At 70.0% G+C, this 12,383-nt stretch carries 9 protein-coding genes and 1 pseudogene; 5 read left to right on the plus strand and 5 right to left on the minus strand.

From position 1 onward, the window contains the following. Positions 1 to 409, plus strand: a pseudogene (locus ACI3KX_RS20605) (hypothetical protein); the annotation flags it as partial. A 25-nt stretch (positions 410 to 434) separates the two neighbouring features. Further along, complete coding sequence (locus tag ACI3KX_RS20610) at positions 435 to 881, plus strand: hypothetical protein (protein ID WP_363354247.1); 447 nt, start codon at positions 435 to 437, stop codon at positions 879 to 881. 127 nt (positions 882 to 1,008) lie between these two features. Here ACI3KX_RS20610 and ACI3KX_RS20615 read toward each other — a convergent pair whose 3' ends face one another. The 4 genes from ACI3KX_RS20615 to ACI3KX_RS20630 form a co-directional block, all read right to left on the minus strand. After that, positions 1,009 to 4,734, minus strand: coding sequence for a homocysteine S-methyltransferase family protein (locus ACI3KX_RS20615; RefSeq protein ID WP_404910915.1), 3,726 nt, complete (start codon positions 4,732 to 4,734; stop codon positions 1,009 to 1,011). Between the two features lie 228 nt (positions 4,735 to 4,962). Next, the gene (locus ACI3KX_RS20620) at positions 4,963 to 5,760 is read right to left on the minus strand and encodes an LLM class F420-dependent oxidoreductase (protein ID WP_363354251.1); all 798 of its coding nucleotides are present in this window, start codon (positions 5,758 to 5,760) and stop codon (positions 4,963 to 4,965) included. A 123-nt stretch (positions 5,761 to 5,883) separates the two neighbouring features. Continuing rightward, positions 5,884 to 6,837: a permease prefix domain 1-containing protein gene (locus ACI3KX_RS20625; RefSeq protein ID WP_363354253.1), complete on the minus strand. Its 954-nt coding sequence runs from the start codon at positions 6,835 to 6,837 to the stop codon at positions 5,884 to 5,886. A 25-nt stretch (positions 6,838 to 6,862) separates the two neighbouring features. Continuing rightward, positions 6,863 to 7,207, minus strand: a complete 345-nt coding sequence (locus ACI3KX_RS20630; protein ID WP_363354255.1) for a PadR family transcriptional regulator — start codon at positions 7,205 to 7,207, stop codon at positions 6,863 to 6,865. Between the two features lie 96 nt (positions 7,208 to 7,303). Here ACI3KX_RS20630 and ACI3KX_RS20635 point away from each other — a divergent pair, with 96 nt between their 5' ends. Both ACI3KX_RS20635 and ACI3KX_RS20640 read left to right on the plus strand, forming a co-directional pair. Then, positions 7,304 to 7,465, plus strand: a complete 162-nt coding sequence (locus tag ACI3KX_RS20635) for a hypothetical protein (protein ID WP_404910916.1) — start codon at positions 7,304 to 7,306, stop codon at positions 7,463 to 7,465. Then, entirely contained in the window at positions 7,452 to 8,492 is a 1,041-nt protein-coding gene (locus tag ACI3KX_RS20640) for an o-succinylbenzoate synthase (protein WP_404910918.1), read from the plus strand. The genes ACI3KX_RS20635 and ACI3KX_RS20640 overlap by 14 nt, the downstream gene beginning before the upstream one ends. 453 nt (positions 8,493 to 8,945) lie before the next feature. Here ACI3KX_RS20640 and ACI3KX_RS20645 read toward each other — a convergent pair whose 3' ends face one another. After that, on the minus strand, positions 8,946 to 9,584 hold the full coding sequence (locus ACI3KX_RS20645) for a helix-turn-helix domain-containing protein (RefSeq protein WP_363354261.1): 639 nt from the start codon (positions 9,582 to 9,584) through the stop codon (positions 8,946 to 8,948). Positions 9,585 to 9,718: 134 nt separating this feature from the next. On the opposite strand from ACI3KX_RS20645, the gene ACI3KX_RS20650 reads away from it, so the two are divergent. Then, positions 9,719 to 12,358 (plus strand): MMPL family transporter, encoded by a 2,640-nt coding sequence (locus tag ACI3KX_RS20650; protein ID WP_404910919.1) that lies wholly within the window; start codon positions 9,719 to 9,721, stop codon positions 12,356 to 12,358. Positions 12,359 to 12,383 lie beyond the last annotated feature (25 nt).

Below are 12,383 nucleotides of genomic sequence, written 5' to 3' on the forward strand. Positions count from 1 at the left end.
CCCCCTCCACGCACCGCTGCCGCGCCGGGCCGCACGCCCCCTCCAGGCACCGCTGCCGCGCCGGCTCGCACCGACCGCCGAGATCGCCATGCTCTGCGTGTACGGCGTCGTCGCCTCGTACGTCTTCGGCCTGCTGATGAACCTGTGGTTCTGGCCGTTCGCCGTGGGCTACGGCACCGGCATCTCGTACGACGGCACCGCGCCGCTGGAGGTGAACCTGTCGAGCTTCCTGCTGTACTCGCTGGTGACGTCGACGCTCAGCTGGGACACCCTCCGCGCGATCACGACCGTTGTCGGGCTGATCGTGGTGGGCCGGCCGATCCTCGCCGCCCTGCGCCGCGCCAAGCCGCTGGCGCCGCACCGGCAGCACGCACCCGCTCCGCGAGAGCGAGCATCTGCCCTATCGTGAAGGTCACGTGCCAGGAGGAGCCCACGTGACCACAGCGATCCCCCCAACCCCGACCTCAATCCCGACGCCGACGTCGACGAATCCCGTCGGCGCCTACGTGCCCGAGATCATCTCGCTCGCGAAGCGGGGACTGTTCTGGGCGGTCCTCTACGGGCTGTTCGCGCGCGGCTCGCAGGGTGGCTGCGTCACCGCCACCGACGCTGCGGCGACCTGCTACACCGCGACACTCGAGCCGTCGCCGGTGGTGTGGCTCGCGATGGCCATCGTCTTCATCATCTCGCTGAGCCGTGCCTTCCGGGCCACCGAGACCGCCGTCGTCACACGCGTGCTCCGGCGGGCCGCCACCGCGATGTGGGCCCTCCCGCTCCTCGCGGCGGTGATCGGCCTCGTGGCGTTCTTCGCCGCCGATCCGGCCGCCTGGGTGCACACCACGCCGCCTCCGAACGTCAGCGTCGAGATCACCACGCAATAACATGACGGATGCCGCGGGCCGCGGCATCCGTCACCGCATCAGGTGATGTCACGAGCGCAGGAAGATCCCCGGAAAAACGTCCTACCCCCGTGAAATCACCTGATCTCGCAACCGCAGCGCAGCCGGGTCAGACCGAGAAGTACTTCGCCTCGGGGTGGTGGAAGACGAAGGCGTCGGTGGACTGCTCGGGGTGCAGTTGCAGCTCCTCGCTGAGCTCGACGCCCATGCGCTCGGGGCGCAGCAGCTCGACGACCTTGCGGCGGTCCTCCATGTCGGGGCACGCAGGGTAGCCGAGTGAGAACCGGGCGCCGCGGTACTCGAGCTTGAACAGCCCCGCGGTCTCGGTCGGGTCCTCGCCCGAGAAGCCGAGCTCGGAGCGGATGCGGGCGTGCCAGAACTCGGCGAGCGCCTCGGTCAGCTGCATCACGAGGCCGTTGAGCTCGTAGTAGTCGCGGTACCTGTCCTCGGCGAACAGCTTCGCGGTCACCGAGTCGATGTTGGCGCCTGCCGTCACGAGCTGCACGGGCAGCACGTCGACGGCGCCCGACTCGCGCGAGCGGACGAAATCGGCGAGGCACAGGTGGCGGTCGCGGCGCTGGCGCGGGAAGTGGAACCGCAGGCGGTCGGTGCCGATCTCGCCGCCGGAGCCGCCGTCGGGCGCCAGGAGGCCGGCCCTTCCGAGCCGCCCGGACGCATCGTCGCCGTGGTGCAGCACGACGACGTCGTTGCCCTCCGACACGACCGGGAAGTAGCCGTACGCGACCGACGCGTCGAGCATGCCCTCGCCGAGGATGCGGTCGAGCCAGTAGCGCAGCCGCGGCCGCCCCTCGGTGTCGACGAGCTGCTCGTACGACGCGCCGTCGTCTCCACGGCCCGGCTTCAGGCCCCACTGCCCCATGAACGTCGCGCGCTCGTCGAGGAAGGCGGCGTAGTCGTGCAGGGCGATGCCGCGCACGATACGCGTGCCCCAGAACGGCGGCGCGGGCACGGGATTGTCGGATGCCGCGTCCGAGCGCGTCGGCATCGCTTCGGGTTCGGTGAGCGTGAGCTTCGAGCCGGCCGCATGGCGGCGCTTCTTCAATGCCGGCAACCCGACCGATGCCGGGTCGGCGCCGCGCGCGATCTTCACGAGCGGCTCCATGAGCGCGAGGCCCTCGAACGCGTCACGGGCGTAGCGCACCTCGCCGTCGAAGAGGCTCGCCAGGTCGTCCTCGACGTAGGCGCGGGTGAGCGCCGCACCGCCGAGGATCACCGGCCACTTCGTGCCGAGGCCCCGGGAGCGGAGCTCTTCGAGGTTCTCCTTCATGACGACCGTCGACTTCACGAGCAGGCCCGACATGCCGATGACGTCGGCGTCGTGCTCCTCAGCGGCGGCGATGATGTCGGCGATCGGCTGCTTGATGCCGAGGTTCACGACGTCGTACCCGTTGTTGGTGAGGATGATGTCCACGAGGTTCTTGCCGATGTCGTGCACGTCACCGCGCACGGTGGCGAGCACGATGCGGCCCTTGCCCGAGGCATCCGACTTCTCCATGTGCGGTTCGAGCAGCGCCACCGCGGTCTTCATCACCTCGGCCGACTGCAGCACGAACGGCAGCTGCATCTCGCCCGCGCCGAACCGCTCGCCGACGATCTTCATGCCCTCGAGCAGGTGGTCGTTGATGATCTGCAGCGGTGCCAGCCCGCCCTCGCGCGCCAGGTCGAGATCGGCCTCGAGGCCCTTCCCCTCGCCGTCGATGATGCGGCGCTCGAGCCGCTCGCCGACCGGCAGCGCAGCGAGCTCGGCGGCACGCTGGTTGCGCAGCGCGGCGGTGTCGACGCCGGCGAAGAGGTCCAGCATCCGTGCCAGCGGGTCGTATGTGACGTTGCCGTCGGCGTCGTATTCGCGGCGATCCCACACCAGGTCGAGGGCGACCTTGCGCTGCTCGTCGGAGATCGAGGCGAGCGGCACGATCTTCGCCGCGTCGATGATGCCCGAGGTGAGCCCGGCCTCGACGGCCTCGTGGAGGAACGCCGAGTTCAACACGCTGCGCGCGGCCGGGTTGAGCCCGAACGACACGTTCGAGACGCCGAGGGTGGTGTTGATGCCGGGGTACTTCGCCGTGATCTGCCGGATCGCCTCGATCGTCTCGATGGCGTCGCGGCGCGTCTCCTCCTGGCCGGTCGCGATCGGGAACGTCAGACAGTCGACGATGATGTCGCTGACACGCAGGCCCCACTCATCGACGAGCTCGTCGATGAGGCGCGTGGCGATCTGCACCTTGCCTTCGGTGGTGCGGGCCTGACCGTGCTCGTCGATCGTCAGCGCCACGACGGCGGTGCCGTGCTCCTTCACGAGCGGCATGATGCGGCCGAAGCGCGAGGTCGGGCCGTCGCCGTCCTCGTAGTTCACGGAGTTCACGACCGGGCGTCCGCCGATCAGCTCGAGCCCCGCCGCGATGACCGCCGGCTCGGTCGAGTCCACGACGAGCGGCAGCGTCGAGGCGCTCGCGAGGCGCGACACGACCTCGCGCATGTCGGCGGCACCGTCGCGTCCGACGTAGTCCGTGCAGACGTCGAGCAGATGGGCGCCGACGCGGATCTGGTCGCGGGCGATCTCGACGCAGTCGTCCCACCGCTCCTCGAGCATGGCCTCGCGGAACGCCTTCGAGCCGTTCGCGTTCGTCCGCTCGCCGATCGCGAGGTAAGAGGCATCCTGCTGGAACGACACGTGCTGGTACAGCGACGCGACGCCGGGGTCTTCGGTCGTTGAGCGAGCAAGGAACGAGCGAGACGAAACGCCCCCGGCGTCCGCGGAAGCGTCGGCGCGTTTCGTCTCCGCGTTTCGACTCGCGGCCTCGCTCAACGACCGGGGGGCGACGCGGAAGGGCTCCAAGCGCTCGACGACCGCGGCGAGGTGCTCGGGCGTCGTGCCGCAGCATCCGCCGACGAGGCCCAGCCCGAACTCGCGCACGAACTGCTCGTGCGCCGTCGCGAGCTCGGCGGGCGATAGCGGGTAGTGCGCGCCGTTCGCCCCGAGCACAGGCAGCCCGGCGTTCGGCATGCACGCGACGGGCACGGTGGCGTGCTTCGACAGGTGCCGCAGGTGCTCGCTCATCTCGGTGGGGCCGGTGGCGCAGTTCAGGCCGATGGCGTCGACGCCGAGCGGCTCGATCGCGGTGAGCGCCGCCCCGATCTCGGACCCCATGAGCATGGTGCCGGTGGTCTCGACCGTCACCTCGACGAAGATCGGCAGACGGATGCCGCGGCTCACGATCGCCTGACGGCAGCCGTTGATGGCGGCCTTGGTCTGCAGCAGATCCTGGGAGGTCTCGACGAGGAACGCGTCGGCGCCACCGTCGATGAGGCCCTCGGCCTGCAGCGCGAACGTCTGCTTCAGGTTGTCGTACGTCGTGTGACCGAGGCTCGGAAGCTTCGTACCCGGCCCCATCGAGCCGAGCACCCAGCGCACGCGCCCGTCGACGGCCTCGGCCGCCTCGACGCGCTCGCGCGCGATGCGCGCCCCCGCGGCGGCGAGCTCGGTGATCCGGTCGTCGATTCCGTAGTCGCCGAGGTTCGACCAGTTCGCGCCGAACGTGTTCGTCTCGACGGCGTCCACGCCGACCTCGAGGTAGGCGTCATGGATCGCCGCCACGACATCCGGGCGTGAGACGTTGAGGATCTCGTTGCAGCCCTCCAGACCCTCGAAGTCGCCATCGATCGAGAGGTCGTAGCGCTGCAGCATCGTGCCCATCGCCCCGTCGGCGATCACGACCCGCTCGCGCACGCCGTCGAGCAGCTGCTGCGACCGCTCGGGTCGCGGCACCCCGTCGATGTCGAGGGCGAAGCGGGGGGCGGACGGTGCGGCGGTCACCCGCGCGAGTTTAGTCTCCGCGTGTTGGTGCGGCCCCCGTGTGACGTGCCGCGGTCCTCCGGCCGCGGCATCCGTCCCGATCTCGTGTCCTCCCGCTCCTGTGTCCTCCCGCTCGCGCCTCAGCGAGACAACAGCGGGTGGACGAGACCGTGGGGTTCACCCAGGGTCTCGTCCACCCACTGTCGTCTCGCGGAGAGACGGACTGCGACCGGGGGCGGGGAGCGGGGCTCAGGCGTTCTTCGAGTCGCGCCAGCGCAGCCACGACCGGATGAGGTCGTAGTCCCAGTCGGGGCCCTGGAAGGCGAGCGTGAAGAGGCGCACACCGGCGTCGTACAGCTCGTCGGCGATGCCCTCGCCGCGCTGGTGCAGCTCGTTCGAGATGACGAGGTTCGACGTGTCGCGCTCCTCGCGCTCCGCCCAGCGCTGGATGACGTCGAGCTTGTGCGGCAGCTCGTCGGGGCGCACGAAGCTGTGCCAGATGTCGGCGTGCCGGGCGACGAGGCGCAGCGTCTTCTGCTCGCCCTTGCCGCCGATCATGACCGGGATCTCGCGCGTGGGCGCCGGGTTGAGCTTCTGCCAGCGGGCCTCGATGCGCTCGAGCCCGGCGGCGAGGTCGTCGAGGCGCGAGCCGGCGGTGCCGAACTCGTAGCCGTACTCCTCATAGTCGCGGGCGAACCAGCCCGAGCCTGTCGCGAAGATGAAGCGGCCGACGCCGTCCTTCGCCGAGATGTGGTCGACGGTGCGGGCCATGTCGGCCTGCAGGTCGGGGTTGCGGTAGCTGTTGCAGTTGACCAGCGCTCCGAACTCGACGCGCTCGGTCTGCTCGGCCCAGGCGGCGAGCATGGTCCACGACTCGAAGTGCAGGCCGTCGGGGTCGCCCGACAGCGGGAAGAAGTGGTCCCAGTTGAACAGGATGTCGACGCCCATCTCCTCGAGACGCAGGACGGCGTCGCGGAACGCGGAGTACGGGGCGTGCTGAGGCTGCAGCTGCACGCCGAGGCGCACAGGAGTATCGAGGAGGGGCATGGAAAAAAGACTAGGGCCGCTGCGAGGGGGCGATCCTCGTTCGAGGAGGATTGCCGAGATGAGGACGCGCAGTCGCCCGCGCGTCCTCATCTCGGCGCATGTCCTCAGTCGAGGACACCGGCGTCAGCCTCGGCGGGCCCGCGCGGCCTTCATCGCGGCATCCACCGTGTCCCAGATCGCGATGCCGGCGATCACGAAGCCGATCACGACATTGACGATCGCGCCGACCTCCGCGCCGTCGTCGGCGATGATCGTCGGGAAGAACTCGGGGTTGATGAGCCGTCCCTCGAACAGCAGCCACAGCGCCGGCACCGCCACGACGAGATTCAGGATGCCGTTGGCCACGGCGAGCGCGGGAGTCCAGCGTCCGACGGCGTAGACGACGATCGCGAGCACCGCTTCGAGGGCCATCAGCAGGAACAGCCCGATGATCCACCAGGGCCACAGCCCCGGGTCGAGGAACGGCAGCCCGGGCTGCGTCGGCACCAGTCCGACGAAGTGGTCCCACAGCACGACGCCGGCCATGATCGCGAGGAACGCGAGCGAGGTGATCATGTCGCCGAGTCCGGCGCCGCGCTGGCGCGGTTCGGGCAGCTGATCGGGGGTCCAGGGTCCGCTCGTCATCGTGTCGTGCCCGGTGCGCTCGAGGATGACGAAGACCAGGGTGGTCCAGAACGCGATGTGGACGACCACCGAGATGAGCAGCGGCACGACGGCGCCGACGATCTCGCCGAACGTCGCACCGTCGAGCACCATCGCGAGCGAGACGCCGAAGGCGGCGCACACCGGGACGATCCAGAGCAGCAGCTTCAGCAGCCGCCACCAGTCGAGGAAGTAGCGCGGCCCGACGAGCCACAGCGGCCGGTCGGTGTACTGGGCGGCGAGCTTGTCGGGGTCGCCGAGGTCGGTCAGGACGGCGCGTTCGGCGGACGTGTGGTCCTCCCCGTCGGCGAGACGCGCCTCGATCTGGTCGTCGATCGAGCCACGCAGCTCGGCGGCCAGGTCCTCGCGCTGCGCCTCGGGCACGGTGCGCATCGCGGCGTCGACGTAACGGTCGGTGAGCGTCGCGGTTGTCATGTCGTTCTCCTCTGCTGATCGTGGGTCAGTGCTGAACGTCGGGGGTCGGAAGGTCGTCGATCGCCGCGGCGATCGCGCGGAAGTCGTCGGTGAGGGATGCCGCGAGCCGCGAGCCCGCGGCGCTGGTGCGGTAGAACTTGCGCGGACGCGACTCGTCGGTGTTCCACTCGCTGGTGAGGAACCCCTGCTTCTCGAGGCGCCGCAGCAGCGGGTAGAGCGTGTTCGCGTCGGTGGGGAAGCCGCGCTCGCCCAGCTCTTCGAGCAGCCCGTAGCCGTATCCGGGGTGGACGAGCAGGCGGAGGCACGCGAGCACGACGGTGCCGCGCCGCAGCTCCTGCAGGTGCGTCTCGAGGATCTCGGTTTCGCTCATGTCTCACACCATACTGTGTCTCACACACTATCGTCAATCACACTTTAAAGTCAGAGGCCGACCTGTCATGCTGACCGGAACGCGAGAGAGCCGGCCATGTCAGAGAAGCCCAGCCGCTGGATCCGCCTGAAGTGGGCCATCCTCGGAAAGCCCGTCACCTACGAGGAGCGCCGCAACGCGCAGGCGTCCCACTTCTCCGACGCTCGCGTGATCGCTCAGTCAGAGGTTCGTCACCAGCGCTTCCATGCCGGGTTCTGATCCGCCGACGGGGCAGGATGAAGGCGTGACCACCCGACGCTCTCTCCCCCCGCTCGATGACGTGCTCGCGACGGCGCGCGTCGTCGCGCTGCCGCTGGCGACCAGATTCCGCGGCATCGACGTGCGCGAAGCACTCCTCTTCGAGGGGCCCGAAGGCTGGGCGGAGTTCTCGCCGTTCGCGGAGTACGACGACGCTGAGGCATCGACGTGGCTCTCTGCGGCCATCGAGGACTCACGGATGCCGCGGCCCGCCGCCCGCCGCGAGCTCGTCGGCGTCAACGCCACCGTTCCGGCGGTCGCCGCCGCAGCCGTCCCCGCGGTGCTGGCGCGTTTCGACGGCTGCCGGACGGCGAAGGTCAAGGTCGCCGAGGCCGGTCAGGTGCTCGCCGACGACGTCGCCCGCGTCCGGGCCGTCCGCGAGGCGATGGGACCGGAGGGGCGCGTGCGCATCGACGCGAATGGCGCCTGGAACGTCGACGAGGCCGAGCGCGCACTGCACGCCCTCGCGGAGTTCGACCTCGAATACGCCGAGCAGCCGTGCGCGAGCGTCGACGAGCTCGCCGAGCTGCGGCGGCGAGTGAAGTACATGGGCATCCCGATCGCCGCCGACGAGAGCGTGCGCAGGGCCGCCGACCCGCTGGCGGTGGCTCGCGCGGGGGCGGCCGATCTGCTGGTCGTCAAGGCGCAGCCCCTCGGCGGCGTGCGCCGGGCGCTCGAGATCGTGGCGGAGGCGGGGCTCCCGGCCGTCGTCTCCAGCGCCCTGGACACGTCCGTCGGGCTGTCGATGGGCGTGGCACTGGCTGCCGCGCTCCCCGAGCTCGACTACGACTGCGGACTCGGGACGGCGTCGCTGTTCACCGCCGACGTGGCGGACCCGCCACTGGTGCCGCGCGGCGGCTTCCTCGCGGTGGGCCGGGTCACGCCCGACCCCGCACTGCTCGACGCGCACGCGGCCTCCGCCGACCGCCGCGCCTGGTGGCTCGACCGCCTGGCACGGTGCTACGCGGTGCTCGACGCCGCACTCTGAGCAGAGGGCGGGTCGACGTCCAGAGGCGGCTCGGCGCGTTTCGTCTCGCTCGTTCCTCGCTCGCTCAACGACCGGGAAGAAGCCTCCGATCGTTGAGCGAGAGAGCGCCAGCGACCGGGAAGAAACCTCCGGTCGTTGAGCGAGAGAGCGCCAGCGAGCGGAAAGAAGCCTCCGGTCGTCGAGCGAGGGAGCGCCAGCGAGCGGAAAGAAGCCTCCGGTCGTTGAGCGAGGGAGCGCCAGCGAGCGAGACGAAACGCCCTGAGCCGATGGGCGGCGCCTGGCTCGCTCAACGACCGGGAAGAAACCTCCGGTCATCGAGCGAGGAAGCGCCAGCGACCGGAAAGAAACCTCCGGCCGTTGAGCGAGCGAGCGCCAGCGAGCGAGACGAAACGCCCCTGCCCCGACGTGTCGCGTTTCGCGCGCTCAGCGACCGCGGGGTGGCGATGCGCGGAATCAGGCGGGATCGACTAGAGCAGTCGCGAGGCGCGCGGTGCGGTCGTTCACCAGCTGGTGCATCTCGGCGGTAGTACGGCCCGTCATGATGGCGAAGGCGGACGTGTCTTCCCAGGTCTGCAGGATGATGCCGGCGAACTCCGACGCGGGCAGCCGCAGCCGGAACCCGTAGGTGCCCGCGAGCTCCTCGATGAACGAGCCGACCCGCTCCACCATCCCCGCCTGCCAGGCGAGGTAGGTCTCGGCCAGCCGCGGGTCGCGCATCGCGCGGGTGCGGATCTCGCTCGTCAGCAGGATGCCCTGCTTCTTGTCGAAGGCGACATCGAGCAGCTGGCGCACCAGCGCACCGGGCTCGAGGTCCTCACCGCGCTCCTGCAGCACGGCGACACGCTCGGCGACCTCGTCGATCTTCTCGCCGGCGACGCGCTCCGTCAGCGCGAGCATCAGCTCGTCCTTGGTCTCGAAGTTCGAGTAGAACGCGCCACGGGTGAAGCCCGCGCGCTCGCAGATCGCCTCGACGGATGCCGCATCCAGGCCGACTTCGGCGAAGACCAGGGCGGCGGCATCCAGCAGCTTCTGCCGGGTCGCTTCGCGGCGGCGTGATGTGCCGGCCACTTCGACCACGGGGGTGTCGATCATCGATCCTCCTTGCCGCCAGTCTCACACGGACTACTCAGGTTCGGGCGGCCAACGCGCCTTACGATACACTCATGTATCCGATACAGCGCTGTATCGACACTTCCCGAACCCCTCATCCGTGAACCGGAGGCGCTGTGTCGACTCTTCTGTATGCGCTCGGCCGTTGGACGTACCGCCACCCCTGGCGCGTGCTGGTCTCGTGGCTGCTGCTGCTCGCGCTCGCCGGCGGCGGCGCGGCGCTGTTCATGAAGGGCACCGACAACTCGTTCTCGATCCCGGGCACCGAGGCCCAGGAGGGCATCGCCCTGCTGGACCGCAGCTTTCCGCAGGCCAGCGGCACGAGTGCGCAGCTCGTGATCGTCGCCGCCGACGGCGATCAGGTCGACGACGAGCCCTACGCGTCTGCGATCGACGACACCGTCTCGCATCTCGAGGATCTCGACGGCGTGATCGCCGTGACGGACCCCTTCAACGAGATGGTCACGGGGATGGTCTCGGACGACGAGTCGGCCGCGATCATCCGACTGCAGTTCGACGGGCAGGCGACCGATGTGTCGGACGAGACCAAGGCGGGCCTCGAGGAGGTCGCCGACGATCTGCGCGAGACGCTCCCCGACGGCTCGGAGGTCGCCATGGGCGGCGACCTGTTCTCGACCTCCGTGCCGGCCCTCTCGCTGATCGAGGCCGTCGGCGTGCTCATCGCGCTGTTCGTGCTGATCGTGACGTTCCGCTCGTTCGCCGTCGCCTGGTTCCCGCTGGTATCGGCGCTCATCGGCGTCGGCCTCGCGATCGCCCTCATCTACGTCTCCACGGCGTTCGCGTCGATCTCGTCCACGACTCCGATGCTCGCGATCATGCTGGGGCTCGCCGTCGGCATCGACTACGCCCTGTTCATCGTCGCCCGACATCAGGACCAGGTGCGTGCCGGCGTCGAGCCCGAGGAGTCGGCCGCGCGGGCGACCGGCACCGCCGGCTCCGCCGTCGTGTTCGCGGGTGTCACCGTGCTCATCGCCCTCATCGGCCTGGGCTTCGCCGGCATCCCGTTCCTGACGACAATGGGCATCGCCGCGGCCGTGGCCGTCGCGATCGCCGTGGTCGTTGCCATCACTCTGACGCCCGCCCTCCTGGGCTTCGCGAAGGGCCGGGTCGCGGGCTGGGGTCACGGCAAGAAGCGGCGGGGCATGCCGCTCCCCCGAGTCTCCCGCGAGGCCGAGGGCGTTTCGTCTCGTTCGCTCGCTCGCTCGACGACCGAAGAGGACTCCCGTTCGTTGAGCGAGCGAAGCGAGACGAAACGCCCGGAGGCTGGCTCAGAGATCTCGGAAGCGCTGAACGGACCCGCGTCGGAGCAGGCTCAGGTGCGCGTGCGAACGGCCACCGAGGCTGCGGAGACGCGCGAACGGGGCACGATCGCCACCCCGCTCCCGACGGAAGCAGTCCCCGCTCCGGTCAAGAAGACCAACCGCTGGGTCCTGTGGGTCACCAACCACCCCGTGGTGACCACCATCGCGGTCGTGCTGACCCTCGGTGTCATGGCGATCCCGGCGGCGAGCCTCGCCCTGGCCCTCCCGAACGCGGGCCAGCAGCCCGAGTCGAGCCAGGCACGCCAAGCGTACGACCTCACCGCCGAGCACTTCGGGCCGGGCGCCAACGGCCCGCTCATCATGACGGGCACGATCGTCACGTCGACCGACCCGCTCGGGCTGATGGCCGACCTCGCCGATGAGATCGAGAAGGTTCCCGGCGTCAAGGAGGTCGCGCTCGCGACGCCGAACGAGACCGCCGACACTGGACTGATCCAGATCGTGCCCGAGACGGCTCCGGACGACCCGGCCACCGCCGAGCTCGTTCGGGCGCTGCGGGATCTCGCCCCCGAGCTGGAGGACGAGTACGGCGTCGACCTGAAGGTGACCGGTTTCACGGCCGTGGGCATCGACATCTCGGACCGTCTGGGCGCCGCCCTGTTGCCGTTCGGCGTCTTCGTCGTCGGTCTGTCGCTGGTGCTGCTGATGATCGTGTTCCGCTCGATCTGGGTGCCCATCAAGGCCGCGCTCGGCTACCTGCTGTCGGTCGCCGCGTCGTTCGGCGTCGTCGCGGCCGTCTTCGAGTGGGGCTGGGGCGCCGACCTGCTGCACGTGACGCGTACGGGTCCGGTCATCAGCTTCATGCCGATCATCCTGATGGGCGTGCTGTTCGGGCTCGCGATGGACTACCAGGTGTTCCTGGTCAGCCGCATGCGCGAAGACTATGTGCACGCCCGCCGCGGTGCGGCCGGCCACTCGACGCGCAGCCGTCGCGACATCGCGCTGGGCGCCGTCCGCTCGGGCTTCACCGCCTCGGCACGGGTCGTGACGGCGGCGGCGATCATCATGTTCGCCGTGTTCGCGGCCTTCGTGCCCGAGGGCGACTCGTCGATCAAGCCCATCGCGCTGGGCCTGGCCGTCGGCATCGCCGTCGACGCCTTCCTCGTGCGTATGACGCTCGTGCCGGCGGTGATGGCGCTGCTCGGCGACAAGGCCTGGTGGATCCCGCGCTGGCTCGACCGGATCCTCCCCCACTTCGATATCGAAGGCGAAGCCGTCGAGCGCGAGCTCGCACTCGAGACCTGGCCCGAGCCGAACACGACCGCCGCGGTCGTGGGCGAGGGCGTCGGCGTCCGCGCCGATGCCGGTGGCTCCGCCGGCGAGGTCGTGCTGTTCGAGGACGCCGCCTTCCGGGTCGAGCCCGGCGGCACCCTCATCGCGACCGGCGACCCGCGTGCCGCCCGGCCAGGGTGAGCGCGAATGCTCGGGCGGCTCGCGC

The organism is Microbacterium sp. ZW CA_36, assembly GCF_044987475.1.
GTDB lineage: Bacteria > Actinomycetota > Actinomycetes > Actinomycetales > Microbacteriaceae > Microbacterium.

Bases quoted from the DNA above. Each gene is read 5' to 3' on its own strand.
- ACI3KX_RS20620 (WP_363354251.1), bottom strand. From the start codon at position 5,760: ATGCCCCTCCTCGATACTCCTGTGCGCCTCGGCGTGCAGCTGCAGCCT.
- ACI3KX_RS20630 (WP_363354255.1), bottom strand. From the start codon at position 7,207: ATGAGCGAAACCGAGATCCTCGAGACGCACCTGCAGGAGCTGCGGCGC.
- ACI3KX_RS20635 (WP_404910916.1), top strand. From the start codon at position 7,304: ATGTCAGAGAAGCCCAGCCGCTGGATCCGCCTGAAGTGGGCCATCCTC.
- ACI3KX_RS20645 (WP_363354261.1), bottom strand. From the start codon at position 9,584: ATGATCGACACCCCCGTGGTCGAAGTGGCCGGCACATCACGCCGCCGC.
- ACI3KX_RS20625 (WP_363354253.1), bottom strand. From the start codon at position 6,837: ATGACAACCGCGACGCTCACCGACCGTTACGTCGACGCCGCGATGCGC.
- ACI3KX_RS20640 (WP_404910918.1), top strand. From the start codon at position 7,452: ATGCCGGGTTCTGATCCGCCGACGGGGCAGGATGAAGGCGTGACCACC.